We start from the raw sequence: 25988 nt of genomic DNA, 5'->3' as shown, positions 1-25988 counted from the left end.
CAGATGCCACGAGGACGGCTGCGCGTCTACCTCGGCGCCGCGCCCGGTGTCGGCAAGACCTACGCCATGCTCTGCGAGGGCCACCGCCGCCAGGAGCGAGGCACCGACGTGGCCGTGGGATTCGTCGAAACCTACGGCCGCCCCCGCACCACCGAGCTGCTCGACGGCATGGAGGTCCTACCCCGCCAGGCCATCGGCTACCGCGGCACGACATTCACCGAGCTCGATGTGGACGCCGTTCTCGCCCGCCGCCCGCAGGTCGCGCTGATCGACGAGCTCGCCCACACCAACGTGGCCGGGTGCCGCAACACCAAGCGCTGGCAGGACATCGAGGAGGTCCTCGACGCGGGCATCGACGTCATCTCCACGGTGAACATCCAGCACCTGGAATCGCTCAACGACGTCGTCGAGCACATCACCGGAATCCCGCAGCGCGAGACCGTGCCCGACGAGGTGGTGCGCCGCGCCGAACAGGTCGAGCTCGTCGACATGACCGCCGAAGCCCTGCGCCGCCGCATGGCCCACGGCAACGTCTACCCGCCCGAGAAGATCGACGCGGCCCTGAGCAACTACTTCCGCGTCGGCAACCTCACCGCACTGCGCGAACTGGCGCTGCTGTGGCTGGCGGACAAGGTCGACGAACAACTCGACCGCTACCGCGCCGAGCACGACATCACCGGCACCTGGGAAGCCCGCGAACGCGTCGTCGTAGCACTCACCGGCGGCCCCGAGGGCGACACGCTGATCCGCCGCGCCGCGCGCATCGCGGAACGCGCCCGGGGCGCGGACCTCCTAGCCGTGCACATCGTGCGCGGCGACGGGCTTTCCGACGCCAGCCCCGCGCACCTGGCCCGGCAACGCGCCCTGCTCGAAGATCTCGGCGGCACCTACCACCAGGTCGTCGGCGAGAACGTCCCCAACGCGCTGCTCGACTTCGCCCGCGGCGTCAACGCCACCCAACTCGTGCTCGGCGCCTCCCGCCGTGGCCGACTCGCGCAGATGTTCTCCCGGGGCGTGGGCGTCACCACCACCGCGCGCTCCGGCCCCATCGACGTCCACATGGTCACCCACGAGCACGTCGGCCACCGGCAGTGGCTACCCACCCTCGCCCCGGGCGTCGGCCGGCCGCGGCGCATCGGTGGATTCGCCTTGGCCGCGCTCGGAATCCCGCTGCTGACAGCGCTGTTGACCGCCGTTCCGGAGAACCTGTCCCTGCCCAGCGAAATTCTGCTGTTCCTCGTGCTCGTCGTCGGCATCGCGCTCCTCGGCGGGTTCTGGCCGGCCATCGCCGCCGCAGTGGCAGGTTTCCTGGTGCTCAACTACTACTTCACCCCGCCGCTGTACGTGTGGACGATCGCCGACCCGGACAACCTCCTCGCGCTCATCGTCTTCGTCGTCGTGGCGATCGCGGTCAGCGCCGTCGTGGACCTCGCGGCTCGCCGCGCCCGCGAAGCCGCCCGCGCCCGAGCCGAAGCCGCCGTCCTGTCCAACCTCGCCGGCAGCGTGCTGCGCGGCGAACACCCGCTGACGGCCCTGCTCACCCGGCTCCGCGAAACGTTCGGGCAGGACGCAGTCACCCTGCTGGAGCGGCAGCCCGAAAGCGGCCGCACCCCCGAAGAACAACACGATCCCCGCGCCTGGCACGTCGTGGACGCCATCGGCTCACCGCCGTGCTCCAGCCCGGACGCCGGCGACACCCACATCGCAGTGGGCGACGACCTCGCGCTCGCCCTGCGCGGACCAACGCTTCCCGCCGCGGACCGCCGGGTCCTCGAAGCCTTCGCCACCCAGGCCGCCGTCGCGCTCCGCCAGCACCGGCTCGCCCAACAAGCCGAGCAAACGCGACAGCTCGCCGACGCCAACCGGATGCGCACCGCCCTGCTCGCCGCCGTCAGCCACGACCTGCGCACCCCGCTGGCCTCCGCGACCGCAGCGGTCGAAAGCCTCCGCAGCGACGACGTCACGTGGAGCGCCGAAGACGAAGCCGAACTCCTCGACACCGCCTACCAGTCGCTGACCCGCTTGGACCGGCTCGTCGCCAACCTCCTCGACATGAGCCGGCTGCAAGCCGGCACGCTCGGCATCGCCACCCAACAGCTCGCCGTCGCCGACGCCGTGCCCCAAGCCCTCGACGGACTGGACGGCTCCGGCCACGTGCAGGTCCAGATTCCCGAGGCCCTGCCCGACGTCCTCGCCGACCCCGGCCTGCTGGAGCGGGTCCTGGCCAACCTCATCTCCAACGCCCTGCACTACAACCCGCCCGGCCAGGCCGTGCTCGTGACCGCCAGCGCGCTCGCCGACCACGCCGAAGTCCGCATCATCGACCGCGGCACCGGCATCCAACCCGACGACTACGACAAGGTCTTCCTGCCGTTCCAACGCCTCGGCGACCACGACAACCACACCGGCGTCGGCCTCGGGCTCGCGCTCTCCCGCGGGATCACCGAAGCCATGAACGGCACCCTCACCCCGGAAGAAACCCCCGGCGGCGGTCTCACCATGGTCCTGACCCTCCCCGCCGCCAACGCACCCGCGATCCCCGGACAAACCACCGGCGAACCCGAACCCGTCGAGCATGCGACGAGGCGCCACGGAAGCCCGCCATGACCCGCGTCCTCGTCGTCGACGACGACCACCAGATCCTCCGGGCGCTGCGCATCAACCTCCGCGCCCGCCACTACGACGTCGCCATCGCCGCGGACGGCTACGCGGCACTGCGCTGCGCCGCCGACTGGCACCCCGACCTCGTCGTGCTCGACCTCGGCCTGCCCGACATCGACGGCGTCGAGGTCATCCACGGCCTCCGCGGCTGGACCAGCATCCCGATCATCGTGCTCTCCGGCCGCTCCGACAGCCGCGACAAGGTCGACGCCCTCGACGCCGGCGCCGACGACTACCTCACCAAACCCTTCGGCGTCGACGAACTCCTCGCCCGCATCCGCGCCGTGTCCCGCCGCCACACCACCAACGCCGCCACGGCAACCGTGCCCATCGGCGACTACGTCGTCGACCTCGCCAACAAAGCGGTGCGCAACAAGACGGGCGCCGAAGGACCGCACCTCACCCCGACCGAGTGGCAACTGCTGCAAATCCTGTTGCAGGACCCGGGAAAACTGATCAGCCAGCAACAAATCCTCACCCAGGTGTGGGGCCCCACCTACACCCGCAACACCCACTACCTGCGCCAGTACATGGCCCAACTGCGCCGAAAACTCGAAACCAACCCCGACCGCCCCCGCCACCTGCTGCCCGAAGCCGGCATGGGCTACCGCTTCCAACCGTGAGAAGCCGAGCGTGCGCGGGGAATCCCAGCTTGGGCCTCGGGGTCAGCGATGCGCGGGATGGGGCGGGCAACCCCCCGACGGTCACCCGCGCCCCTTTCCCGGGCTCCTGGCGATGTCCCCGAAACCTTACCGGGCACATGCGCCCCTGGTCCCGAAATCAGCGACGCATGTAGAAACAGCGTGGCGAGCTGCCGGCCGGTCGCGCAACCGGCGGAAGAAAACTCTGCGTTTCGCTGAACCACGCCACCAACCAAACCGCACAGAAACCCACTCTTTTCCGCCGGGAAACAAAGCGAACGAAGACGCTCTGCTGTCCCAGGAACTGTCCAGCACAACACTCGAGCAACAGCGCTGCGCCTCCGGGCTGGGCGGATTCCCGGCTCGGAGACGCAGCGTGACGGAGTTTTCAGGTGTTCGGCGCCGCCAGGGTCCCGCGGCTGCCGCCTGGCGTGCGGCGCTTCGGGAGAACCGGGCCACTACAGGTTGTGCGAGAACAGCCGGCTCAGGGCCTCGTCGACGTTCATCCACCGGTGTTCGTCACCGGGTGCGACCGCGTCGTAGGTGTCGTTCAAGAACTCCACAAGCTGATCGGCATTCACTTCGAAGGTGGCCTGCCCCGACGGCGAGCTCAACGCGATCACGACCAACCCCGGACGGTCCAGTCGAGGGCCGATTCGCACGTCGCCTTCGCCTGCCTCGGCGACCAGCCCGTCGGCCAGCAGGTCGCGGGCGATCACCCAATCCACCTGACCGGCCTTGCCCACGTTGAGCTTCATGCAGACCTCGTACGGGTTGCGGCTGTCGTAGCGCAGTTCCACGCCAACCGGCGCGATCACACCCGCCGGGGCTACCAGGTTGAAGACCATGGTGGCGAGCACCGTGCTGTGATCGTTTGCCATCATGTCCGCACTCCCAAGCATTGGCTTCGCTTCCTAGATACCAGCATGCCCAACCCGGGTTCATGTCTTCTTCACGATGTCTTCAGGCCCCTGGTGGCAATCCACCCCCGGATTCCCAGCGAGGAACCTTCACTCGCACTGAACCCGCGGGACTCGAGGCGTCCCGGTAGCAGACGCCGGAAACCAACGCTTAGCTCGGGAGCGCTGGCTGCGGGCCGGGTCCGGGGGCGAGCGCTCGGTCGGTGCTGAGTTCGGGGCCCGAGCTCCGCGCCCACCGCTCGCTGGAGCTTGAACAGCGCAGCACGTGACCCGCCCGAGATACCGTTTATGCATGATCAGAGCAACGCTGACCGTCGTGCACCTCTAGCCGCATAAGGCCCGCACCTCGCACTGCAAACGCCGAGATCGCGGGGCGCGGTGCCGGAGCTGGTCATTTGCGCCAGTACGCCTTGCAACCCGCCGTTGTGTACTCGTAGAGGCTTGCGGTCGAGACCGTACCCTCCGGGCCCAATCGGAGTCCTTCTTTCCATTCATCGACACCGATAAGCCGTGGCCAACCTTGTCGTACAAATACTGTGAGTAGCAGTACTTCCTCCCGGCGGCGTTGTGCCCACGATTGGATTAGGCAAGGTCGCGGAGTCCCGTCAGACGAACACCTGAAGCCCCCGCTCTGCTGCTCACGCCCGGAAGTGCCGCAGAACTCGTCAACTACGTGACTGCACCAGGCCAGGCACTAGGTCGCGCCATGGAGCTCGCCACCCGCAACGCACCGCTTTCCGTTGCGCGGGTGGGTGCTGCGTGGCCGGATGGCTATGATCCGTTGTCGAAGGATTGAAGCCAGTCGCGGACGGCCTGGGCTGTGGTCTCCGCGTGGTCTTCCAGCACAGTGAGGTGGTCGCCGGGAACGTCGACTACCTCGTGCTCATATGGCCATTCCGGGCGCCAGTCCAGCATCCCGGTCGGGTCGGCGATTGCGCCGGGCATTGGTTGCGTCGCCCGGACCAGCAGGGTGCGGCCGATGATCGGTTTAGGCTGCCAATCGGCCATAACGCGAGCGTAGCTGCCCATCATGGTGAGCTTGGCAGGGCGCCGGGCATCTACATGCGTTCACTGAGGTGTTGCCTGGTCCAGGCGAGGACGTGGGGTGAAGGCGAGCAGCTCCGGTAACCGGACCGCATCGTGGGCAAGCAACGTGAACAGTCCGGAGTTATAAACGGGGTGCAGCCCTGACGCAACGGACCCAAGGGACTGCGCGGACTGGTCCAACGGTCTGGTTGCGGCTTGCCTGCGGGGTGACGGTCAACGTAGCGGGATCGTCGAGGCCTTTGAGATGTAGCGGTGTTGACAACGATGGATCGTACGGACGTGACAGGGCTCGCGGGGCCATCCACGCTTGGTCCACGTGGGCGTCTTCCCCGCCCATTGCCTGCGAGTTGGGGCCAGACCGCGATCGCCTCTTGTTGCGTCTTCAGACCCGGTGTGGGGCGGAAGTGCTTTCTTTGGTGACTACGTACTCGTTCAGGTTGTATGTGGCCGGGCAAACGGAGCGATCCCAGGCCGCGTTGGCGAACCTGCGGTTGCTGTGCGAATCCCAGCTCCCGGACCACTACGAACTTGAGGTCATCGACGTCGCCGAACACCCCGGCCTGGCAGCGGAGGAACGAATCCTGGCCACCCCGACGGTGGTCAGGCTCGCGCCCCTGCCGCAGCGGCGGGTGATCGGGGATCTGTCCGATCACGGTCGCACCGCCGCGGCCCTCGGCCTGCCGGACCGTGACACGCTGCCTTCAGAAGGGTGGTGACTCGTGTCCAGCAGCGACCTGATCAAGCGGCTCCCCACGGGCATCAGCGGTCTCGACCAGGTCGCGCTGGGTGGGCTTCCCGCCGGGCGGTCAACGCTCGTGACCGGCACCACCGGCAGCGGCAAAACGCTGTTCGCCGTTGAATTCCTCGCCCGCGGTGTCCTGGGCTTCGACGAGCCCGGGATCTTCGTCACCTTCGAGGAACCGGCCGCCGATGTGCGCCGCAACGCTGCCTCACTGGGCTTTCCCATCCAACGGTGGGAGAGCGAGGGCAAGTGGGCCTTCGTCGATGCATCGGCCGACCTCGAGGAAACCTCGACCGTCGGAGGCTACGACTTCAGCGCACTGGTCGCCCGCATCGAGCACGCGGTGCGCCAGATCGGCGCCAGGCGTGTCTCGCTTGACTCGCTTGGCGCGATCTTCACCCGCTTCACCGGCATCGGGATCGTGCGCCATGAGCTGTTCCGGATCGCCTGTTCCCTCGAAGCGCTAGGAGTCACCTCGGTGCTTACCGCGGAGCGAGCCGCGGAGCACGACGGCGTGTCCCGGTACGGCGTCGAGGAATTCGTGCTCAACAACGTGATCATCCTGCGCAACGTCCTCCACCAGGAGAAGCGACGCCGGACCATCGAGATCGTCAAGTTCCGAGGCGCCCCGCACCGAACCGGGGAATGGCTGTTCGCCATCGACCCGCAGGAGGGGATCGTTGTCATGCCCCTCGCATTCCTCACCTCACGCGAGCGCGCGTCGCAGACCCGCGTCTCCTCTGGCAACGCCGAACTGGATGAGATGTGCGGCGGCGGTTTCTACCGAGACGCGATCGTCCTGCTCAGCGGGTCTACCGGCGCGGGCAAGACGCTGACGAGCCTGCGCTTCGCGGCCTCCGCATTCGCCGCCGGGGAGCGCTGTCTGTTCTACACGTTCGACGAGACTCGTGAGCAGCTCGCCCGCAACGCCGCTGGCTGGGGACTCGACCTCGACGCCATGGAAGCGACCGGACTGCTCCGGGTCGTGTCCGAGTACCCGGAGGTGGCCTCACTGGAGGATCACTTCATCCGGCTCAGGCGTAGCGTGGCGGAGTTCGCACCAGCCCGAATGGTCATCGACACACTGTCCGCACTCGAGCGCATTGCCACGCCACGAGCCCTGCTTGATTTCCTCATTGCGCTGGGTGCGGTGCTGCGGCCCCGCGAGATCACAGCGCTACTCACGTCGGTGGCCGGTGTCCAGCTCACGGCGTCACTTATCCCCGCAGACGCTGTGCAGATCGCCAGCCTTGCCGATGTCACGATCCTGCTCCGCAATTTCGAACATGCCAGCGAGATCCAGGGGGCCATCGCCGTCGTGCAGGCCCGCGGCACCGCGCATGACCACAGCATCCGCAAGGTCACGATCGACAACGCCGGCATGCACATCGGCGAACCCCTGCGCGGCGTCTCCCACATCTTCGCCGCGAATCCCCTCGTTGTCGCGGATCCGCAGTGGCCGACCAGGCCCGAGCGAACACAAGGGCCGGGCACCGATGGGTGACCCTCACCCCAACGAGAGCGCGGCGGCAGGCGCCGAGCCAGAGCAGACCACCGGCTCTCGGTTTCGCGACGGTGGGAACCAGGCCATGGTGGAGGCGTCGGCGGACGGGATCGTCGCCGTCGACGAGCAGGGGATCATCCGTCTCGCCAATCCGGCCGCCGAGGCGCTCTTCGCCCGCGCGACAGGAGATCTCGTCGGCAGCGCGTTCGGTGCCCCGACGGTCGTCCACCAGACCAGCGAGATCGACTTGATCCGGCCCGACGGGCGCGCCCGGGTCGTCGAGATGCGCGTCACCGCCACGACTTTGCACGGCAAGCGCATCTACGTCGCCGCACTCCGCGATGTCACGCTGCGGAAGCAAGCCGAGCAAGACCTGGAAGTCGCCCTGGAACGCCAGACCACCGTGGTCGCCGTGGCCGCCCACGAGCTGCGCACCCCCGTCGCCGCGATCAAATTGCTCGTACATCTGCTGCGTGACCGCCGGTCTACGCTCAGAGAGGAGCAGACGGTCGAGATCATCGACCAGATCGTCGCTCACATAGACCGCCTTCAGGCACTCATGCACAAGCTCCTCACTGCCTCCAGAATCGACGCGAAGGACATCCGTGCCACTCCGGAACCCGTGCGTGTGCTCGAAGTCCTCCTCGAACAGCTGGCCGGATTCGGAGAGAAAGCCCAGGACGTGAGCGTGTCGTGCAGCCCCGAGCTGGTGGCTTTCGTCGACCGCTACGAACTCTCCGAGATGCTCACCAACTACCTGGAGAACGCCTTCGCCTACGGATGCCCACCCATCGAGGTACGGGCCAGCGAGCAGGCGGGGTGGGTCGAGATTCGGATGTGCGACCGCGGGCCAGGCGTTCCGGACGCATTCGTGCCCCTCCTGTTCGAACGGTTCAGCCGCGAGCCGCGCGCCGGGCAACAGACGGAGGGAACCGGACTCGGACTGTGGATCGTCCGCAGCCTCACCCGAGCCAACGGCGGAGACGCCTGGTACGAGCCCAACGGCGACGAAGGCGCCTGCTTCTGCCTCCGCTTGCAAGGAACGCCCAACACATAACGGCTATCTCCCAATCCACACAGGAGCTCCTCGGCTGCCAATGCATCGCGTATACGGGCTTGGCGAAGGCCGGCGGACGGAGTCATTCCGCTTCGAAGCCGGGGGGCAGCCGCTGCTGTTTGGCCGCCGGGTCGAGGTCGGCTACGCGGAGTCGGAACACCTCCATGGTCAGCCCGAAGTACTTGCTGGTTTCCCCCACCCATTCCATGCCGTTGCGGCGTACCGCAGCCGCGGCGCGCGTGTTGCCGGGCCGAACGACCGCGAAGATCTCGTCGACCTCGTGCTGGAATGCCCATTGCGCCAGCGCGTACGTCGTCTCGACGGAATAACCCTGTCCCCACACGTCCGGATGCAGTTGCCAACCGATCTCGAGGTCCTGGTTGCCGGGTGGCAGGGGCAGCAGCGTCGCGCCGCCGATCACGCGCTCGTCCTCGCGCTGTTGGATGGACCATCGTCCCGCGGGTGGGATCGACCTGGCGTCCTCAGCGATCCACTGCCGCAGCAGCAGACGCATGGCCGGTAGGTCGGGAACCTGCTCCATGATCGGGCTGAGCCACCGTACCACGTCGGCGTGCCCGAATACGTCCAGTGCCGCTCGGGCGTCGTCGACGTGCCACGACCGCAGCACGAGTCGCTCCGTGACCAGCTGCTCGGCCATTCACCCAGCCTAGCCACGCAGCCCTGGTGAGGCAGGAGGAGTGCTGGCATCCCGGTGAAGAAACCCAACCCGAGCGCCGACATGCCGTACTTCCGCGCCGCCTTGAACAGGGAAATGGGTGAGCGGCCACCTGTCGGCTATCGGACGAACCTGGCTCGAAGGGGACGCACAAAGCCAGCCACGGGCAGACACCGCCAGCTCTGAGTCAGAAGCCTCTGTTCGGATGTTCGAACAGGGACATGCTTGTGGTTGAGTGCGGTTGTAGCGCTCCCCAGGGTTCGGTGCTGCTGGCAACGTGGCCGCATGGGGAGATGAGCAGTCAATGAGCAAGGTCGTTGGCCGGTGGTGCGCAGGGCGCGGTCACTGGCATGAGGACGGCTGCTTCGAGATCGTTTTGGAGCACGCTGCGAATAAGTGGTTGGTCACGTACCTCACCCACGGGGAACCGCACGCGCGCATCGGTTTTGACACCGAGGAAGACCCTGCTGGTTAATTCGGCGCGGTGTTGGGGCTGTTTGGGAAGGTGCGGGCGTGAAGCGAACGGACCGTTCGTGTCGTCTATGAGCCTGTTGCAAAATTACGCCCACCACGGACCGTGATCGATCGATCACGGCTGAGATGGCCACTGGCGGACAAACGGCGGCGATCGAGACTGATTTGGTACTTCGGTTCAGCCGTTTTCGCCGAAAACGCAACAGGCTCCTATCGAGGTGAACAGGCCGTTCACCGCACACCAACAGCCCCGGGCTCACATCGGATGAACGGAGCGAACGGACCGTTCGTGTCGTCTATCGAGGTGAACAGGCCGTTCACCGCACACCGGTTGGCGAGGCAGAACCGGACCACTCCCGCAGTGACACCAGCCCCAGCCCCTCGCGGAATTAGCCAGCAGGATCGAGGAAGAGGCGCATGGGGACATTCGGTGGCTGATGTCCATCCTTCCCGCGGACGTTGCTCCGGGGAGCGCGTGGCCTAAGCCCCAATCCACCGGTTCCAGGCAGTCCGGAGTTGTCGGCGGTCACCGAACTGCCCGATCCCGTTCCGCAGCCGGGGGAGCTGCTGGTGCGTGGCCTGCTGGTGGGGTTCTGCGACATTGATCGTGATGTCACCGAGCGAGCGCACGGCCTCTTGCCGCCGGGGCAGGACCGGATGGTTCTCTTCCACGAATCTGTGGGTCAGGTGGTCCACGCGCCCGCGGTCAGCGGTTTCCAGGAGGGCGACTACGTGGTGGGCGTCGTCCGGCGTCCGGACCCGCAGTCGTGCGAGGCGTGTACCGCCGGGCAATGGGACTTCTGCCTCAACGGCGAGTACACCGAGCGCGGCATCAAGGAACTGGACGGGTTCGGTGCTCAGCAGTGGACGGTCGAGCCCCAGTTCGCGATCAAGCTCACCCCGGCGCTCGGTGATCTGGGAGTGCTGACCGAGCCCGCATCGGTGGTGGCCAAGGCGTGGGAGCAGGCCGACGTGATCGGCAGACGAGCCTACTTCGCTCCCCGCCACGCGCTGGTGACCAGCGCCGGACCGATCGGCCTGCTCGGCGCTCTGCTCGGCGCGCAGCGCGGCCTGGACATGCACGTTCTCGACCACGCCACCGAGGGGCCGAAACCGGATCTGGTGCGCGCACTGGGTGCCACCTACCACACCTCGCTGGACGATCTGGGCTGCGAACCGGATGTCGTGATCGAGGCGACCGGATCCGGGAAGGTCGTGTTCGAGGTGCTGCGGCACACCGCGCGTAACTCCATCACGGTGCTGACCGGCAGCACGGGCCACCACCGCACCGTGCCCTTCCCAGCGGCGGCGATCGACGACGAGTTGATGTTGGACAACGACGTGGTTCTGGGCAGTGTGAATGCCAACCTGCGCCACTACAACCAGGCCGTGCAGGCACTGGCCGGCGCGGACCGGAACTGGCTGGGGGCCCTGATCAGCCGCCGGATCCCGTTGGGCGACTGGACCAATGTCTTCGAGACGGGTCCCGACGAGGTGAAGGTCGTCGTCGACCTCCAGGCCTGACCGAGCGACAGTTGCCAGCTGGACCACGCGTTGTGGGGCGAGGGGAAGCTGTCGGAGAAGCCGGTGCACCTCAACATGACCGGGGCTGGCCGGTGGACGGAGTGCATCGACTGGCCGCCGCCAGGGTTCGAAGTGAAGCAGTCGTTCCTGCACGGGGATCGCGGTTTGGACACCCGAAGGCGGGTGGCGTCTCCGCCGAGCCGATACCTCTATGACCCGGCAGACCCGACACCGTCGGTCGGCGGAGCGATCGTCGCGGTCAACGCCGGGCCGAAGGACAACTGCCGGATCGAATCCCGAAGCGATGTTCCGGTGTTCACCAGTCCGGTCTTGCACCAGGATCTCGACGTGGTCGGGCCCGTCGCAGCGGAGATCCACATCCGTTCCACGCGGGAACACACCGACGTCTTCGCTCGGCTGTGCGACGTCGCGTCTAACGGCAGGTCCGACGAACCTCTGCGACGGCATACTCCGGCTGCGTGTATCGGCGGACACTGTGGACGGCGTACATCTTGCAAGGGTGGAGTTGCGGCCCACGGCGCACAGATTCCGCCGCGGCCACCGGATCCGACTGCAGATATCCAGCGGAGCGCATCCTGCCTGGCATCGACCCCGAGTCGCTGGAGGTCACCGCTGAGCACAACACGCTGACCGTGCGCGCGCAGCGCAGCGCGACCGAGTCCAGCAGTTCGGAAGTGAGCTACCTGGTCACCGAGCGCCCCACCGGCACGTTCGCCCGGCAACTCCAACTCGGCGCCGCGCTGGATGCCGACCGCGTCCAGGCCGAGTACCGCAACGGGGTGCTGACCCTGCGTATCCCAGTAGCCGAGCAGGCCAAACCCCGCCGCATCAACGTCGCCCGAAGCGACGAAGCCCGCATGATCTCCGGGCCTACCACGGACCCCGATTAGACAGTCGACCTCTTCCAGCCCGCCGTTCATACAGCCCGGAGGGATGGCGCGTTCCTACCCCGGTTCCCGGGCGAGTGGATTTTCGAGGAAGGCGCGGAGCTGGTCGGCCGGGAGTGGGCGGGAGAACAGCCAGCCTTGGTAGAAGTCGACTCCGAGGTCGCTGAGGACCTGGAACTGGCCGATGTTCTCGACGCCTTCGGCGACGCAGCTGCGTCCCATCGCGTGCCCCATGCCGGTCATGGCTTGGGCGATGGCGACGTCGGCCACGTCGGTTTCCACACCGGAGACGAACTGGCGGTCCAGCTTGATGATCTGCGCGGGCAGATCTTTGAGGCGGGCCAGCGAGGAGTAGCCGGTGCCGAAGTCGTCCAGGGCGAAGCGCACTCCGCGTTCGGCGAGCTCGACCATCGCTTCGCGGGGGCGCGCGGGCAGGTCGATCAAGGACGTTTCCACGATTTCCAGAACCACGCTGTGCGAGTCGATGCCGCTTTCGGTGATGATCGCGGTGATCACGTCGACGAATTCCGGGTCGTGGGGCAGCAGATCGACCAGGTTGACCGCGATGGCCACCGGGCGTCCATTCCGGACGGGCCAGCTGGCCGCCTCGCGCAAGGCGGTGCGCAGCACCCACCGGTCCAGTCCGCGCAGCAGGTTGCCTTGCTCGGCCACGCGCAGGATCACCTCCGGTGAGAGCAGGCCGCGGTCGGGATGCGGCCAGCGCACCAGCGCCTCGGCCATCACGACGCAACGATCACCGGCCAGGATCGGCTGGTAGTGCAGGACGAGGGAGTCGGTCTCCATAGCTGCGCGGAGTTGCTCTTCGAGGCCCAGTTGCTCCTCCACCATGGCGATCATGGTGGGGGTGGCCAGCGACACCCGCCCAGGCCCCCGGCTCTTCGCGTGGAACATCGCCGCGTTGGCATAGCGCAGCAGATCCGCGCCGACAGTGTCCCGGTCGAGCATCGCGGCCCCGATCGAGGCCGACACGGCGACGGGATGCCCGCGCACGGGCACACTCGTGCGCAGCAACTCCGCCACCCACATCGTGAAGGCTTCCAGGCCCCCCACGGCCTCGACGTCCGAACAGATGATCAGGTACTTGTCGCCGGAAAGCCGGGCCGGTGTGCATCCCGGCGGCAGCCCGTCCACGAGCCGCCGCGCCAACACCGTGAGCAGTTCGTCGCCGGCCTCGTGGCCCAGCGCGTCGTTGACGCGCTTGAAGTTGTCGATGTCGCAGAACAGCACGGCGACCTGTTCGGCGCCCCGGTGCAGCACGCTGTCGAGCAGCTCGTTGAGGCCCGTCCGGTTGAGCAATCCGGTCAGATCGTCGTGGGTGGCCTGGTAGCGCAACACCTCAGTCTGGCGCAGCCGCTCGGTGATGTCCTGGAACACCACCAGCCAGAACCGGCTTCCGTCGTCTGCCACCGACGCCGCACTGTGCACGTCGCAATGCACAGCCTGGCCATCCGAACGCACCAGCACCCGCTGGTGCACCCGTGACCGGTTCAACGGTGCATCCATTGCCGCGGCGTCCACCAGGAGGCCTGCGGCCCGGTCGTCGGGGTGCAGCAGGCCCGCGGCGGGCATGTTGTTCAGGTCGTGCAGCCGGTAGCCCAACAGGCCGCACAGCGCCTCGTTGGCATCCAGCACGCGCTCGGCTGCATCGAACAAGGCGATACCGGCCGGGGTCAGGTCGAACAGGTCGGTGAACCGCCGGCTCGACCGCTGCTGCCGGACACCGGCTTCGGTCTCATCACGGATGACCTGGACGAAACCTCGCACACCGCCCTCCGCCGACCGCTGCGCGATGATCACCACGTGGGCCCGGAAGCGGGTGCCGTCCCGGCGCAAGAGCCAGCCTTCGTCCACATGACTGCCGAGCTCGGCGGCCTGAGCCAGCTGCCATTCCGCGTGGTCGGCGACGCCCGGTTCCGCCGGGGAGAACACCGAGAAGTGCTTCCCGATGATCTCCTCGCTGCGATAGCCCATGATGCGTTCTGCCCCATCACCCCAGCCATCCACCCGACCGGCCGCATCCAGCGCGAAGATCGCATACTCCTGCAAGCCCGCGGCCAGCACACCGAGGCGCGCCTCAGCCTTTGACTGCAGCCGCGCAATCCCCCCGTGCCCACCCCGGGTCACGAACTCGGTATCACGTTCCTCGACCATCAGACCCCGATGCGTTCGATCCTCACCCTGATTTTCGCACCGACACAACCGGACCACGACTACAGCTTGCCGTCGAGCAGCACCCCGGGTCGGCTCATCGAGCTCAGGCCTGGAGATCGACGACGACCTTCACCTCGTCGGGACCCGTCTCGAAGACATTGGTCCAGTCGCCCAACGGGATCCGGCGGCTGATCAGGGCCCCCAGCCAGTTCCGGTCCGCGCCGGCCAGTGCCTGCACGGCCTGGTTGTAGTGGCGCAGGTTGGCATTCACACTGCCCAGAACCACGTCGTTGTCCAACATCAACTCGTCGTCGATCGCCGCCGCTGGGAAGGGCACGGTGCGGTGGTGGCCCGTGCTGCCGGTCAGCACCGTGATGGAGTTACGCGCGGTGTGCCGCAGCACCTCGAACACGACCTTCCCGGATCCGGTCGCCTCGATCACGACATCCGGTTCGCAGCCCAGATCGTCCAGCGAGGTGTGGTAGGTGGCACCCAGTGCGCGCACCAGATCCGGTTTCGGCCCCTCGGTGGCGTGGTCGAGAACGTGCATGTCCAGGCCGCGCTGCGCGCCGAGCAGAGCGCCGAGCAGGCCGATCGGTCCGGCGCTGGTCACCAGCGCGTGGCGGGGAGCGAAGTAGGCTCGTCTGCCGATCACGTCGGCCTGCTCCCACGCCTTGGCCACCACCGATGCGGGCTCGGTCAGCACTCCCAGATCACCGAGCGCCGGGGTGAGCTTGATCGCGAACTGGGGCTCGACCGTCCACTGCTGAGCACCGAACCCGTCCAGTTCCTTGATGCCGCGCTCGGTGTACTCGCCGTTGAGGCAGAAGTCCCATTGCCCGGCGGTACACGCCTCGCACGACTGCGGGTCCGGACGCCGGACGACGCCCACCACGTAGTCGCCCTCCTGGAAACCGCTGACCGCGGGCGCGTGGACCACCTGACCCACAGATTCGTGGAAGAGAACCATCCGGTCCTGCCCCGGCGGCAAGAGGCCGTGCGCTCGCTCGGTGACATCACGATCAATGTCGCAGAACCCCACCAGCAGGCCACGCACCAGCAGCTCCCCCGGCTGCGGAACAGGATCGGGCAGTTCGGTGACCGCCGACAACTCCGGACTGCCTGGAACCACGGTGGCGGCCTTCACCAGAAAACCCTCCCGTGCCGTCGGGTACGCGCGGACATACGAGCAGAACGCGGCTACGAGGTGTTGCGGCTGATGGACGGGTGTCGCAACGGCATGCCGACCGCGTGCAGGTACCACAGCACCTGGACGTAGGAGCTGAGCAGTCCGCACTGGCTGTACGAAACCCCACGACTGGTGCAGAACCAGTGCACCAGCCGCTGGGCATGTCGCAGGTTCGGCCGGGGCATGCTCGGGAAAAGGTGATGTTCGATCTGGTAGTTCAAACCGCCGAGCAGGAAATCCACGAACCAGCTCCCGCGAACGTTGCGGGAGGTAAGCACCTGCTTGCGCAGATAGTCCAGCCTGTCTCCCCCGGACAGAGTCGGCATGCCCTTGTGGTTAGGCGCGAACGCACACCCCATGTACACGCCCCACAGACCCTGGTGCACCGCGATGAACACCACCGCCTTCAGCGGCGACAACACCAGCAACACCACCACCAGATAACCCACCACATGCGCGGCGAGCAGCACGGTTTCCACCCGGTGCGCTTTCACCTCCCGCCGCAGCACGGCCTGGATGCTGCGGACGTGCAGGCCGATCCCCTCAACCGTCAGCAGCGGGAAAAACAGGAACGCCTGGTACTTCGCCATCCACCGGACGATGCCGCGCTTAGCGCGGGCCTGCTCGGTGGTGAACGCCAGAGCCAGGATCTCGATATCGGGATCAGCGTCCTCGTGGTTCGGGTTGGCATGGTGGCGCCGGTGCTTGCCGACCCACCAGCCGTAGCTGATCCCGATGAGATACCCGTGAACATGCCCTACCAGGTCGTTCGCCCAGCGCGTGCGGAAGATCTGGCGATGCCCGGCATCATGTCCGATGAAAGCGAGTTGGGCGAACGCTCCCGCGAACGCCATCGCCGTGAGCACCTGCCACCAGGAGTCGCCAAGCACGATGAACACTGCGCCGGCAGCCGCCAGCAACCCTCCGTTGATGGCCATCATCACCGCGTAATAGGCGCGGCGCTGATTCAGCAGGCCGCGTTGCTTGATCAACCGGGCCAGCTCGGCGAAATCACTGCCTCGCCCTGCGCTCCCGTCACCGACCGGGCACGCCGCCGCCCGGCGGTATTCACCCGAAGTCCCGACATCTCCCCGCAAGATGTCCTGCCGCGACGACCGCCTACCACCACCAGTGGGCGGCGCATCGGAAGTCATGATCATCCGCCCCCCCTTACGACCGATCGACACCCGCCTTCCTGGGTGCGCTCGGAAGCCTAAACCCAACACGGAGTTGCCGCAGGCGCATCATGCCCCTGCACTGGCGGGTACCCATGCGCGCGGCCGTCACGCGAGTGCCGCCGTTGCTCGGCGAAGGGCAACCAGCAGCGTGCCGAACTACGCTCGGGAACAGCAGAGGACAGGAGCGTGCACTGGGGACCACGTCAGTGCGGACCGGATGAGGAGCGCGCGATGAAGCACCCCAAGGCCTGATCCCGCTCACCATCCCCGAGATCAAGCACCTGATCGCCAACACCACACCCCAGCCACCCGAACACAAAACCCACTGGGTGAACTGGCGTCGCAAGCACCAAGCACGATCACGCCGGTTCCACAAACGCACCAGACTCGCCCGCAACATCGACATCACCCAGGTCAGCTAGCGAATGGCTGCTGCCGTACTAGGGACTGCCTGAAGTTTGTGTGCGGAACGGTGATTCATGGGTTCAGTTGAGGGTGAGCCGGTCGCTACGCCGCACTGCACCACGCACGACGAAGGACGCACAGACTCACACTGAGGACCTCTGAGCGGCACCCATCCATGATCGCTTCGTTTTCAGGAGATGAGCATGCCGAGACCGTCCCCGAACAATTTCAATCCCAGTATGAAGAACAACACCGCCATCACAGCGGTGTTGTGCCGCACGGCCCAATCTCTCCAGGCGCCGAGCACGTTCATCGCGCGCTCTCCCATGAACAGGACGAGGCCGAGCGGAGCCAGAAGTCCCAGCGAAGCAATGATCACGAACACCGCCAGCGATGCGATCTGCTGCCCGACGGGAAGCCCGGCCGAGCTGATCGAGGCACCCGCGGCGAGGGTCAGTGGGGCGTTCTTGAGATTGGCTGCCGCCAGTGCCAGTCCAAGCCCGAAGATCTTGATCGGTGTGAAGCGGTCGATCGCGGCCATCCACTTCGGCAGTTGGGCCTGCGAGGTGTCGGCAATTCGTCGGCGCCACTGCCAGGCGCCGAGAAGGACGAGCAGCACCCCCAGCGCGAGCTTGAGTCCCCCGACCCAGGTAGCCGGTTGCTGGTGGGTAGAGGCACCGGCCGGCCCGCCGATCGCCAGCATCACCGTGCCCAGCGCCGAGAGCCCGACAACCCAGCCGATGGCGAACAGCGGTCCGTTGAGACGTCCCTGCGGCGTGGCCAGGAGAAGGATGATCGCGACGATCGGGAGCGGGCTGACCGCGACACCGGCGGCCAGACCCAGCACATCACCGAGCACCTTACCCATAGCGGCCTCCGGGCGGGATCAGGGACGATCAGGCTGACAGGGCTACGGCGAGCTGGCCTGCCGGCCCACACTGCGGGCGCCATGCGGGTGATCAGAGATTTGGGAACGTTCTTGGCCTCTCTCACCGAGGCGTCCGGGTAGATCCGGCGATACAAGCACGCTGGGCAGGCAGGGGTGGGCGACGATGTCGGCGCCGCGCGGTGCCGGGCTACGGCAGCAATTCGTCGGCGCTGCGGGGCTCTTCGCGCTGCTGCTGGTTGAGCTTGTGGCGCAGGATGGAGGAGCGGCGGTAGACCTCCTTGCGTGCCCGCATGATGTTGCCGAGGGGCGCGTGTTCAGCCCTGACCCGCCAAGGCGTGAAGGAGAGCCCATCCATCTTCTCCAGGTTGTCCTCGCCTGAGATGTCCTGCTGCGGGATCCGCAGCTTGGCCACCGTGACGAACGGGGAAAGCTTTTCGGGCCACTCCACCGTGACGTCCTCGACCGGCATCCACTCCAGATCGGTGCACAGCTGGACCTGGATGTCGAACGCGTAGGGGCGCTCCCTCAGCTCGGCCACCAAAGCCGGCCGGAAGACCTCCGGCGCCGCGGCCACATCCATGGCGCGCCGGACCACCGCGTCGGCGAAGACGGGGTCCGGGGCGAAACGCACCTTGGCGATGTAGTCGCCGTGCCGGACCGCGCCCATCGTCCAATAGCTCGACAGCAGCACGTTCACCTTGGGTATCTGCGACAGGCGGACGAATGCCAGGAACTCGTCCCAGGCCCAATCCTCCTGGTCCAGCGTTCCCTTTCCAGTCACGAAGTCGCGGTAGAAACGATGCATTCCAGGGCGGCCTTCGGCGAAGTAAGCCGGTGCTTGGAGGAACAGGTCCTGGATGAACAGGTAGTGCTCGACCGTGTTGCAGAAGAAGATCGGCGCATTGATGTTGGCGTAGTCGAAAGTGCGCGTGTCAGGCTCGTCCTCCAGCAGAGTCGGACCGTCGATGTCGAAGATCTTCAGCGCCAATCCGGTCGCCACGCCGAGCCGCGCGTCGGCTCCGGCGTGGGGCGAACCGTTGGAGAAGCGGATGAGCGCGTCATGCCTTCCCGGTGTGGCATATATGCCCTGCGCGTACTCGGCGGGGAACCCGCCGAGTATCTCGACCTCCCCCCTGACCAGTCCATACCCCTTGGCATGTGCGTCGCGGACAGCCCGGCCTGTACCCTCGGCTTTGACCGATTCAGCAATGTACCGCTCCGTCTTCCCGATCACCGTCTGCAGGTTCTGGTCGAACTGAGGTTCAGCGACTTCGACGTACCGCGTGTATGGAATGAACCGTGTTGCCATGACCTCGACCTTCCTTATCCCACGACTCCCGCGTGCGCGGACGCCGTGGTTTCGACCTCAAGGCGGAGGACGGGCCCGCAGGCCCGAAGACCTCACTCAGGTCTCCAGTTCGGAGAGCCAGCGCAGGGCACGCAGGCCCGGGAGGAAGCAGTACTCTCCACCGCGAGTGACAACGAAGCTCGGCAAGTTCTGCAGGCGACGCCGGATCGGCTTCCCCGGGATGGTGACGCTGCCCGTTCCGCCGTGGTGCCCGGCCACCGGGTCCTTTTCACCCGGGAACCCGATGAAGTTGCCATCGTTGACCCACTCGGACTTGATGAACTCGAACTGCCGGTCCAGGTGGGCGCAGATGAAGACCCCGACGAGGCCACGATCGGCGCCATCGTCTTCGAGCACGCCCTCCGGCAGCGGCGGGCCGTAGGTGGTGCCGCGACGGATGATGCGGTGCATCCGTGCCACCCCGATGATGTTGGCATCGCGCGGGTTCACCCGCCGGATATGCGCACCAGCGGGACACTTGAAGCCGCGATCGTCGTCTTCCCGGTAGAGGAAGTCATTGTTGCGGCGCGGATCCGCGGCCAACTCCGCATCATCGTGCTCCGGGGAGAGGGTCAGCGGTGCACCGCTCGGCCAGCGTCCGATCATCTTCGCCGCCAGCAGCGCCTCCTCCTCGGGGCTGGAGGTGTTCGCGCGCAGGTACTGCCGCCAGGCCGCCACCTTGGTGTGAAGCTTGCGCACGGCCAGGTAGGTCCCGTTGCGCCCCAGGACCTCGGGCCGCGGCATGGGCGGCAGGTTACCGGTCTCATCGGGGTAGCCGAGGATGAACTCGCCCGCCTTGAGGGGGGCCTCGTGAGGATTGGAGCCGGGAATCCCGACCCCCTCGATGCTCGGATGGCTGATGCCGTCGCGAAAGCCGAAGGAGGTGCGGCCGGTGGGCAACTGGCGGACCTCCTGCCGCCAGATCACCTCGACACCGGGCGTCTCCTGGAGTGCGGCGCGCGCTCGTTCCAGCGCCTTCTCCAGACGCGCCTCATCGGACGCGAGCGCACTCACCGCGATATGAACATCGGGGGTTCCGAACGGCGGCTCCCACTGCGCCGGATCACTCTCGCCACCGTCGCCGATCACGGCCGCCCGCGCCGCCATGCCCTGCCGAAACGGAAGCGGGAAACTGTCGAGCGACTCCTGGGGAACCCCGAGGGCTCGTAGTCCCTGATAGGTAAAGGCCACGGCCACCCAGGCATCCAGACTCGGATCGGCGCTGGGCAGTCCACCATCGATCGCCGGGAGCAGCCGCCCCAGCAGGGCACGCCCGGCGTGCCGGTCGTCAACGCGCAGGAAGAAAAACCTGCCAACGTACGGCACCGGCCGGGGACGAATTGCTCCACTCTGGATATCGTCGATCTCGACGCTCACGCTCGGTGCGCTGCTGCTTTCCGTTGCGTCCATGACCGTTGTCCCCCGTATCAGGTCCCCGCACAACTCGGATAACCCCGCGCGGCTGGCACGCACCCCCGCCCGCCACCGCGACCTGGCTTTTCCATTCCGAGCCTCGGTTGACCGCCGAGGCCTTCGCGCCACGACCTGCCGACCGGAATCGGCCGATGAGGACCTGTGATCGACTCGGGGGAAGGTTCCTCGGCGTTAGCCCGCGGCTTCGTCGAGCAGCTTCTGGAAGGCCGGCGTGGCCAGCAGCGCCGCGTTGGCCGGATCGTCGAGCGCCGCCCGGAACTCGGGGTGTCGAGCACCGCCTGGAACGCCTCGTTCACGCGTTGGTCCTTCCAGATCTGTTGGACGGTGAGATCCGGGTAGGAGCTGACGAAGAGGCCCGCGGGCGCCTGGTGAGCGACGAACCAGTCCTTCACGTTGGGATCGGCGATGCCGGGGAACCCTTCCGCGTGCGAGAAGATCTTCTCGAAATTCGCCCCGACGACCGTCTTGGCGAAATCGTCGATGTAGGTGTCCCAGGACCCGTCGAACACGCTGGCGAACATGAACCGGGTATCGTCGTCGAAGATCACATGCCGCGCGTCGTGCAACGTGCCAATCTCGTTCAACGCTGCTCGATTCTCCTCCGTAGACGATCCGCTCTCAATGTCGGCGAGGTCCTTGCCCAGCGCATCCGCGTGGCCCGGCTTGATCTTCGTAAAAACGGTGAACTCGCTACACACCCCATCCGCCATACCCGGCCGCTTCGGCTGAGCTGACTCGGTTCCTTCCGTCTTCGCGGCCATCGGAGCCCCTCCTCCGTGCTTGTAAGACGTTGAGCGCCCCGTGAGCGACAAGGCGCACTTTTCTCAGCGTAGTCGTGCCATGTCGAGCGCGCCTGCCGCAGAGCGGACGACTCGGTGACACCTGGAACCGTGGTGTGCGCGTGTCCGGCGGTCTCCGATGTCCAGCCCAATCTGGGTCACGATACCCAGCGAACGGCTATGCCAGGGGCGCTGGCATGAGCCGATCCGGTCCGTCCACCAAACCGACTCGCCTTCCTTGACAAACGACCGCATCGAACCCAGGCCGATTGCCAGACCAAGGGCTAGAACAGCGTAGCCGTCGACGACGAACTCGGAGAATGCAACGCCGAACGAATAAGAGACCATGCGAATTCCACAGACAGCAAAGCGCAACGACGCGTATACCGTCCCCAGCCGGCACGGCAGGTGGTCAGCTCACGGTCAAACGATCATGCCGCTAACGTTGACGCAACATCCTGAAACCTCGCTCAGACCACCCAGCGAGTCGGGAACACTCTAACAAAAACAGCAGGTCATGCCCTTGCCAGAACGGCCCCGGATTCGACGCCGTCACAACCTCGCCCCAAGACCACCACCGCGTCGACCCCATGCGACGTTCAAACCGCCGCGTACGCCACAGTCATACCACCGTCGCGAGACCTCCTACGCAACACAGCCCCTGCCGACGATGACCACCGGAGGGACTGTGAGCTGTGTATATAACTGGTGCGCGATACTGGGATTGAACCAGTGACCTCTACCGTGTCAAGGTAGCGCTCTCCCACTGAGCTAATCGCGCGAGGCGGAGGCGGGAATCGAACCCGCGTACAGGGCTTTGCAGGCCCTTGCCTAAACCACTCGGCCACTCCGCCGGACTCCGCATCCATACCGAAGTCGGCTGGACCGCCAGAGAATCCAGAGCGGACGACGGGATTCGAACCCGCGACCCTCACCTTGGCAAGGTGATGCGCTACCAGCTGCGCTACGTCCGCCTGCCTGCGACTTCAAAGTCCGGGATCTTCCGGGCCCGTCCGCCGCGTTGCACAGTGAACTCTAGACCACTCCCACGACCACGATCAAAGGGGGGTCCACCCGGCCGGAACGAGACCGCGCCGAGCCGACGTTCTCCCAGATCAGCCCAGGTCGTGGGGCAGCAGCCGGGTCAGCGCCTCGTCCACGTCGACCCACAGGTTCTCGTTGCCAGGCACCACGACGTCATAGGTGCGGTCGAGGAAGTCGGCCAACTCCTGCGCCGAGGCCTCGAACACCGCGTGGCCCGACGGCGAGCTCAGCTCGATCGCCACGACCTCCGGGGCGTCGAGGGCCGGGCGGATCGTCACGTCGCCCTCGCCGGCGTGCGCGATCAGACCGTCGGCGAGCAGGTCGCGGGCGAACACCCACTCGACCCAGCCGGCGCGTCCGGTGCGGAACGCAGCCACCACCGCGTACGGGTCCCGGGTGTCGTAGCGCAGCTCGACCTGGACCGGCACGGCCGGTGTCTGCGGAGCCAACAGTTCGAACACAGCTGTCGAACGCAGTGTCACATGATCGTTACGCATTGTCCTCCCCTTCCTGCTCCTCCCGGTCCGTTTATCGACCGAGCAACATAGTTGTGACGCCTCATCGGGCCGATACGCTCGCAACTACCGCATAGACCACCCATACGGGGCAGGCCCCACTTCGCTGGGCAATCACGCGAACGCACAGCGTGTTCAACCGGCTCCGGTACCGGAGTGGACCGCAGGCCGGCCGCCCCATTGCGAGACAGACCGGATCCGTTGTCCACACCGGAAGAAGATCCGTCGCGAACACCGACAGAGGACGTTGAGTCGCAGGACCGGCACCTACCCAGTGACCAAGCTCCGCTACATTCCGTAACCGAGCGAACCGCTCTTGCACCGAGCCTTCGATTCCGCCGCCCTCGCCTTGCGGAACTCGCCGCCGCGCCCGGCTGACCACCGGGTTTCCCACTTCGTCGAGCTCGCCTGACGTCCACTCGAGAATAGGCGACCGAACCGCCCGCCATTCTCGCAGCGCGACCAGCCGGTGAGACGCTCGCCACCACAGTTCCCCATATCGGGCTAATGGCTTGCATCTCCTCCGTAACCAACCACGCGTACGTCGAACGCCCTGTCGAGAGTGGCGTCACAATGTGACCAGGATCGAAGGGCCACAACAGGGCCGAAAGGCCCAACGTCGCGCACAACCGTCGATGATCCCGATCACACTTCGGAGGGCCTGACAAACCCACGACGCCCGAATGCCCGCTTGACACGCGGTGACCCACGGCACGGTCCCACCCGGACAAGGCCCGTATTCTGGCCCAGACCGGACACCGCGAACGGCGCGGCCACAACCGGCAGAACATGACGAACGTTCGCAACCGGCAGGTGGACAACCCTGAACGAGACAGCCGAGTCGGACCCCCGCAACACCAGCACGGAACCCGCCGACCGCCAGCACACGCCCCGGCTGCACGCCATCCGGGAACGCCTGCGTGCCTTCCGCGAACGCATCCGCCGCAAGCCCGGGCTGAACACCAGCTACCGGATCGCGCTCGGCGTCTTCGGCACCTTCGTGCTCGTCGCCGGCATCCTGATGATCCCCTATCCCGGCCCCGGCTGGCTCGTCGTCTTCGCCGGCCTCGGCATCCTCGCCACCGAGTTCCACTGGGCCCACCGCGTCAACACCTTTGCCAAGCGGCACTACCAGCGCTGGGTGCGCTGGCTCGGCCGCCAACACCTCGCCACCAAGCTCGCCGTAATGGGCGCCACCTGCCTCGTCGTCCTCACGACGCTGTGGATGCTGGGCGTGTTCAACACCGTCGGCGGCTGGCTCGGCCTGCACTGGAACTGGTTGGCCTCCCCCCTGTTCAGGTCCTGAAAACGATCGTGTATTGTTCTTCTCGTCCCCGGAAACGGGGACGAGACAACAGAACAAGGGCGATTAGCTCAGGGGGAGAGCGCTTCGTTCACACCGAAGAGGTCACTGGTTCGATCCCAGTATCGCCCACGCGAAAATTGGGGAGTCCCCGTCTGCCGAGAGCGCAGACGGGGACTTTCTTGTTGATTATTCTGGGGGGTCGAACCCCCCAAGCCCCCACGGTGCGGTGGAGATCTTCATTCGCTCCTCGCGCTTGGGAACGTTTCCCCGGCCTGGGTTTTCGAATCGGGGTTGGATGAGAACGTAAGACGTCATCATCCAACCCAAGTGGCTTTCTCGGATGAACGATCAGGCAGGCTGGTCCTTGTCCGACGCGAGCCAGACAACTTGAAGGTTTGCCGGGTTGACCGGAATCGAGATACCCCGAGAATTGTGACCGCAACCAGCTCTTCTGGCGACGGTCCCGGTGGTTTCAACAATCCGACGGCGCAGGCTCCTGGAATGTGAGGTCTCGCGACGGCCTCGCCCGCGCACCGAGAAGTGAAGGCCCCCTGGATGGGTGGGCCTTCACTTCTCACGCGGCATGCGGTGTTCGTCAGGCGGCGTAGCCCTTGGACTGGATCAGCGAGGCGATCTGGTCGAGGCTCAGCCAGTAGTCCTCGATTCCGCTGAACCGGGCGGGGTCGGAGATGTGCACCGTCTTGTCCGCCGCGTTGTAGCCGACGATCGCCACGTAGTGGTAGATCGTCTCGCTCGACGGGTAGCCGGGTGGCTGGTTGCCGGACATCGCGACGATGTTGGCGACCATCGCCTTGCCGGCGTCGACGTTGCGGACCGTGTCCGACCACAGCTGCTGGGTCATCTCCGGAGTCAGTGGGCGGTCGCCCCAGTCCCGGGTGACGTAGTGGGTGCCGGTTCCTGCCAGCTCCCTGTTGAGCCCGTCGACGACCTGGCCGATGTGGTCCGTGCCGTTCTCGGTGGTGCCGAGTTCGGTCGCGAGCGAACCCTGGTCCGGCAGCTTGTCGGTCTTGCTGGACAGCGCGATCCGGGTCGCCGTGGGGCCACACCAGTAGCTGGTCTGCTGCGCCTGGTAATCGACTGGGACGGACTTGGAGACGGCCTGAGGAACGACCGCTGGAGCGCTCGGTGCCTCCGGTGCCGGAGCCGCAGGTGCCGGAGGAGCCGCCGGAGCGGGAGCATCAGCAGGTGCCGGAGGAGCCGCCGGAGCCGGAGCATCAGCAGGGGCCGGAGGAGCCGCAGGTGCTGCCAGAGCGGGAGGCGCTGCCGGAGCCTGCACCGCGGTGTCGGCGGCGCGGACCTGGGCGGGCGCCGGAACCGGAGCCGCGCCCGCTACCAGCGGATGGCCGACCGCCACGATCGCGCCACCGGCGACGACCGCCGAGAGGACCTTGCCGGACACCTTGCGAGACGGAGCGCCACCGCCCGAGTTCGGGTGGAACCTGTCAACGAGTGCGCGGATCGCGGCCTTCGGGGTGTGACCGCCCGCGTTGCGATGCTTGTGCACGTATGCCTTTCCACGTCGGGGGAGATCCGGTCGCCACCGCCGGGGGTGCG

General features: G+C 66.6%; 22 protein-coding genes, 4 tRNA genes and 1 pseudogene. 12 read left to right on the top strand and 15 right to left on the bottom strand.

From position 1 onward, the window contains the following. Window positions 1–3 precede the first annotated feature (3 nt). Entirely contained in the window at window positions 4–2607 is a 2604-nt protein-coding gene (locus tag DL519_RS40145) for a sensor histidine kinase (RefSeq protein ID WP_190822687.1), read from the top strand. After that, window positions 2604–3284 (top strand): response regulator, encoded by a 681-nt coding sequence (locus DL519_RS40140; RefSeq protein ID WP_190822685.1) that lies wholly within the window; start codon window positions 2604–2606, stop codon window positions 3282–3284. The genes DL519_RS40145 and DL519_RS40140 overlap by 4 nt, the downstream gene beginning before the upstream one ends. A gap of 476 nt (window positions 3285–3760) precedes the next feature. On the opposite strand, the gene DL519_RS40135 is transcribed toward DL519_RS40140, so the two are convergent. Further along, window positions 3761–4186, bottom strand: a complete 426-nt coding sequence (locus DL519_RS40135) for an SsgA family sporulation/cell division regulator (protein ID WP_190822683.1) — start codon at window positions 4184–4186, stop codon at window positions 3761–3763. Window positions 4187–4993: 807 nt separating this feature from the next. Further along, window positions 4994–5230 carry an alpha/beta hydrolase family protein gene (locus DL519_RS40130; RefSeq protein WP_190822682.1) on the bottom strand — a complete coding sequence of 79 codons (237 nt, stop codon included), beginning with the start codon at window positions 5228–5230 and terminating at the stop codon, window positions 4994–4996. A gap of 455 nt (window positions 5231–5685) precedes the next feature. Between DL519_RS40130 and DL519_RS40125 the strand changes: the two genes are divergently transcribed. The 3 genes from DL519_RS40125 to DL519_RS40115 are packed head-to-tail and all read left to right on the top strand — an operon-like array spanning window position 5686 to window position 8572. Then, on the top strand, window positions 5686–5985 hold the full coding sequence (locus DL519_RS40125) for a circadian clock KaiB family protein (protein WP_190822680.1): 300 nt from the start codon (window positions 5686–5688) through the stop codon (window positions 5983–5985). A gap of 3 nt (window positions 5986–5988) precedes the next feature. Continuing rightward, entirely contained in the window at window positions 5989–7515 is a 1527-nt protein-coding gene (kaiC, locus tag DL519_RS40120) for a circadian clock protein KaiC (protein WP_190822678.1), read from the top strand. Next, window positions 7508–8572, top strand: a complete 1065-nt coding sequence (locus tag DL519_RS40115; RefSeq protein WP_190822676.1) for a PAS domain-containing sensor histidine kinase — start codon at window positions 7508–7510, stop codon at window positions 8570–8572. The genes kaiC and DL519_RS40115 overlap by 8 nt, the downstream gene beginning before the upstream one ends. A gap of 82 nt (window positions 8573–8654) precedes the next feature. Here the strand turns inward: DL519_RS40115 and DL519_RS40110 are convergent, their stop codons facing one another. After that, a complete protein-coding gene (locus tag DL519_RS40110; RefSeq protein WP_190822674.1) occupies window positions 8655–9230 on the bottom strand; it encodes a GNAT family N-acetyltransferase in 576 nt (191 codons plus the stop codon). Window positions 9231–9552: 322 nt separating this feature from the next. On the opposite strand from DL519_RS40110, the gene DL519_RS40105 reads away from it, so the two are divergent. The 5 genes and pseudogenes from DL519_RS40105 to DL519_RS40095 all read left to right on the top strand — a co-directional run bounded on the left by DL519_RS40105 (window position 9553) and on the right by DL519_RS40095 (window position 12157). Next, window positions 9553–9723 carry a hypothetical protein gene (locus tag DL519_RS40105; protein WP_190822672.1) on the top strand — a complete coding sequence of 57 codons (171 nt, stop codon included), beginning with the start codon at window positions 9553–9555 and terminating at the stop codon, window positions 9721–9723. Window positions 9724–10238: 515 nt separating this feature from the next. Further along, the gene (locus DL519_RS40100; protein ID WP_223840067.1) at window positions 10239–11246 is read left to right on the top strand and encodes a glucose 1-dehydrogenase; all 1008 of its coding nucleotides are present in this window, start codon (window positions 10239–10241) and stop codon (window positions 11244–11246) included. A gap of 30 nt (window positions 11247–11276) precedes the next feature. Continuing rightward, window positions 11277–11681: pseudogene (locus DL519_RS50585) on the top strand (CocE/NonD family hydrolase); the annotation flags it as partial. Between the two features lie 61 nt (window positions 11682–11742). Continuing rightward, complete coding sequence (locus DL519_RS50580) at window positions 11743–11883, top strand: CocE/NonD family hydrolase C-terminal non-catalytic domain-containing protein (RefSeq protein ID WP_397545021.1); 141 nt, start codon at window positions 11743–11745, stop codon at window positions 11881–11883. Continuing rightward, on the top strand, window positions 11840–12157 hold the full coding sequence (locus DL519_RS40095; RefSeq protein ID WP_397545091.1) for an Hsp20/alpha crystallin family protein: 318 nt from the start codon (window positions 11840–11842) through the stop codon (window positions 12155–12157). Before DL519_RS50580 ends, DL519_RS40095 begins: the two co-directional genes overlap by 44 nt. A gap of 54 nt (window positions 12158–12211) precedes the next feature. Here the strand turns inward: DL519_RS40095 and DL519_RS40090 are convergent, their stop codons facing one another. The 11 genes from DL519_RS40090 to DL519_RS40040 all read right to left on the bottom strand — a co-directional run bounded on the left by DL519_RS40090 (window position 12212) and on the right by DL519_RS40040 (window position 23089). After that, the gene (locus tag DL519_RS40090; protein ID WP_190822666.1) at window positions 12212–14326 is read right to left on the bottom strand and encodes a putative bifunctional diguanylate cyclase/phosphodiesterase; all 2115 of its coding nucleotides are present in this window, start codon (window positions 14324–14326) and stop codon (window positions 12212–12214) included. Between the two features lie 103 nt (window positions 14327–14429). Continuing rightward, entirely contained in the window at window positions 14430–15473 is a 1044-nt protein-coding gene (locus DL519_RS40085) for a glucose 1-dehydrogenase (protein ID WP_190822664.1), read from the bottom strand. Between the two features lie 53 nt (window positions 15474–15526). Next, window positions 15527–16675: a fatty acid desaturase family protein gene (locus tag DL519_RS40080; RefSeq protein ID WP_223840065.1), complete on the bottom strand. Its 1149-nt coding sequence runs from the start codon at window positions 16673–16675 to the stop codon at window positions 15527–15529. A gap of 613 nt (window positions 16676–17288) precedes the next feature. Continuing rightward, the gene (locus DL519_RS40075) at window positions 17289–17966 is read right to left on the bottom strand and encodes a GAP family protein (protein WP_190822662.1); all 678 of its coding nucleotides are present in this window, start codon (window positions 17964–17966) and stop codon (window positions 17289–17291) included. Between the two features lie 208 nt (window positions 17967–18174). Beyond that, entirely contained in the window at window positions 18175–19296 is a 1122-nt protein-coding gene (locus DL519_RS40070; RefSeq protein WP_190822660.1) for a catalase family protein, read from the bottom strand. A gap of 96 nt (window positions 19297–19392) precedes the next feature. Continuing rightward, on the bottom strand, window positions 19393–20745 hold the full coding sequence (locus tag DL519_RS40065; protein ID WP_190822658.1) for a Dyp-type peroxidase: 1353 nt from the start codon (window positions 20743–20745) through the stop codon (window positions 19393–19395). Window positions 20746–20762: 17 nt separating this feature from the next. Beyond that, window positions 20763–21530, bottom strand: coding sequence for a hypothetical protein (locus tag DL519_RS40060; protein WP_223840064.1), 768 nt, complete (start codon window positions 21528–21530; stop codon window positions 20763–20765). A 724-nt stretch (window positions 21531–22254) separates the two neighbouring features. Next, window positions 22255–22329, bottom strand: a tRNA-Val gene (locus tag DL519_RS40055). Between the two features lies 1 nt (window position 22330). After that, window positions 22331–22402, bottom strand: a tRNA-Cys gene (locus DL519_RS40050). Between the two features lie 47 nt (window positions 22403–22449). After that, window positions 22450–22522: transfer RNA gene (locus DL519_RS40045), tRNA-Gly, on the bottom strand. Window positions 22523–22663: 141 nt separating this feature from the next. Continuing rightward, window positions 22664–23089, bottom strand: a complete 426-nt coding sequence (locus DL519_RS40040; RefSeq protein ID WP_190822655.1) for an SsgA family sporulation/cell division regulator — start codon at window positions 23087–23089, stop codon at window positions 22664–22666. A gap of 841 nt (window positions 23090–23930) precedes the next feature. Between DL519_RS40040 and DL519_RS40035 the strand changes: the two genes are divergently transcribed. After that, window positions 23931–24413, top strand: coding sequence for a TIGR02611 family protein (locus tag DL519_RS40035; RefSeq protein WP_317891448.1), 483 nt, complete (start codon window positions 23931–23933; stop codon window positions 24411–24413). A 57-nt stretch (window positions 24414–24470) separates the two neighbouring features. Next, a tRNA-Val gene (locus DL519_RS40030) sits at window positions 24471–24542 on the top strand. Between the two features lie 466 nt (window positions 24543–25008). On the opposite strand, the gene DL519_RS40025 is transcribed toward DL519_RS40030, so the two are convergent. Beyond that, window positions 25009–25938, bottom strand: a complete 930-nt coding sequence (locus DL519_RS40025; RefSeq protein ID WP_223840063.1) for a C39 family peptidase — start codon at window positions 25936–25938, stop codon at window positions 25009–25011. Between the last annotated feature and the right edge of the window lie 50 nt (window positions 25939–25988).

It is taken from the genome of Saccharopolyspora pogona (genome assembly GCF_014697215.1).
Taxonomy (GTDB): domain Bacteria; phylum Actinomycetota; class Actinomycetes; order Mycobacteriales; family Pseudonocardiaceae; genus Saccharopolyspora; species Saccharopolyspora hattusasensis.
The sequence above is the reverse complement of the archived record's forward strand: the minus strand, read 5'-3'. Positions and strand labels throughout refer to the sequence as shown.

Coding starts and splice junctions, on each gene's coding strand:
- DL519_RS40105 (WP_190822672.1), top strand. CDS start 9,553: ATGAGCAAGGTCGTTGGCCGGTGGTGCGCAGGGCGCGGTCACTGGCAT.
- DL519_RS40080 (WP_223840065.1), bottom strand. CDS start 16,675: ATGATCATGACTTCCGATGCGCCGCCCACTGGTGGTGGTAGGCGGTCG.
- DL519_RS40040 (WP_190822655.1), bottom strand. CDS start 23,089: ATGCGTAACGATCATGTGACACTGCGTTCGACAGCTGTGTTCGAACTG.
- DL519_RS40145 (WP_190822687.1), top strand. CDS start 4: ATGCCACGAGGACGGCTGCGCGTCTACCTCGGCGCCGCGCCCGGTGTC.
- DL519_RS40090 (WP_190822666.1), bottom strand. CDS start 14,326: ATGGTCGAGGAACGTGATACCGAGTTCGTGACCCGGGGTGGGCACGGG.
- DL519_RS40070 (WP_190822660.1), bottom strand. CDS start 19,296: ATGGCAACACGGTTCATTCCATACACGCGGTACGTCGAAGTCGCTGAA.
- DL519_RS40065 (WP_190822658.1), bottom strand. CDS start 20,745: ATGGACGCAACGGAAAGCAGCAGCGCACCGAGCGTGAGCGTCGAGATC.
- DL519_RS40115 (WP_190822676.1), top strand. CDS start 7,508: ATGGGTGACCCTCACCCCAACGAGAGCGCGGCGGCAGGCGCCGAGCCA.
- DL519_RS40110 (WP_190822674.1), bottom strand. CDS start 9,230: ATGGCCGAGCAGCTGGTCACGGAGCGACTCGTGCTGCGGTCGTGGCAC.
- DL519_RS40060 (WP_223840064.1), bottom strand. CDS start 21,530: ATGGCCGCGAAGACGGAAGGAACCGAGTCAGCTCAGCCGAAGCGGCCG.
- DL519_RS40135 (WP_190822683.1), bottom strand. CDS start 4,186: ATGATGGCAAACGATCACAGCACGGTGCTCGCCACCATGGTCTTCAAC.
- DL519_RS40075 (WP_190822662.1), bottom strand. CDS start 17,966: ATGGGTAAGGTGCTCGGTGATGTGCTGGGTCTGGCCGCCGGTGTCGCG.
- DL519_RS40130 (WP_190822682.1), bottom strand. CDS start 5,230: ATGGCCGATTGGCAGCCTAAACCGATCATCGGCCGCACCCTGCTGGTC.
- DL519_RS40140 (WP_190822685.1), top strand. CDS start 2,604: ATGACCCGCGTCCTCGTCGTCGACGACGACCACCAGATCCTCCGGGCG.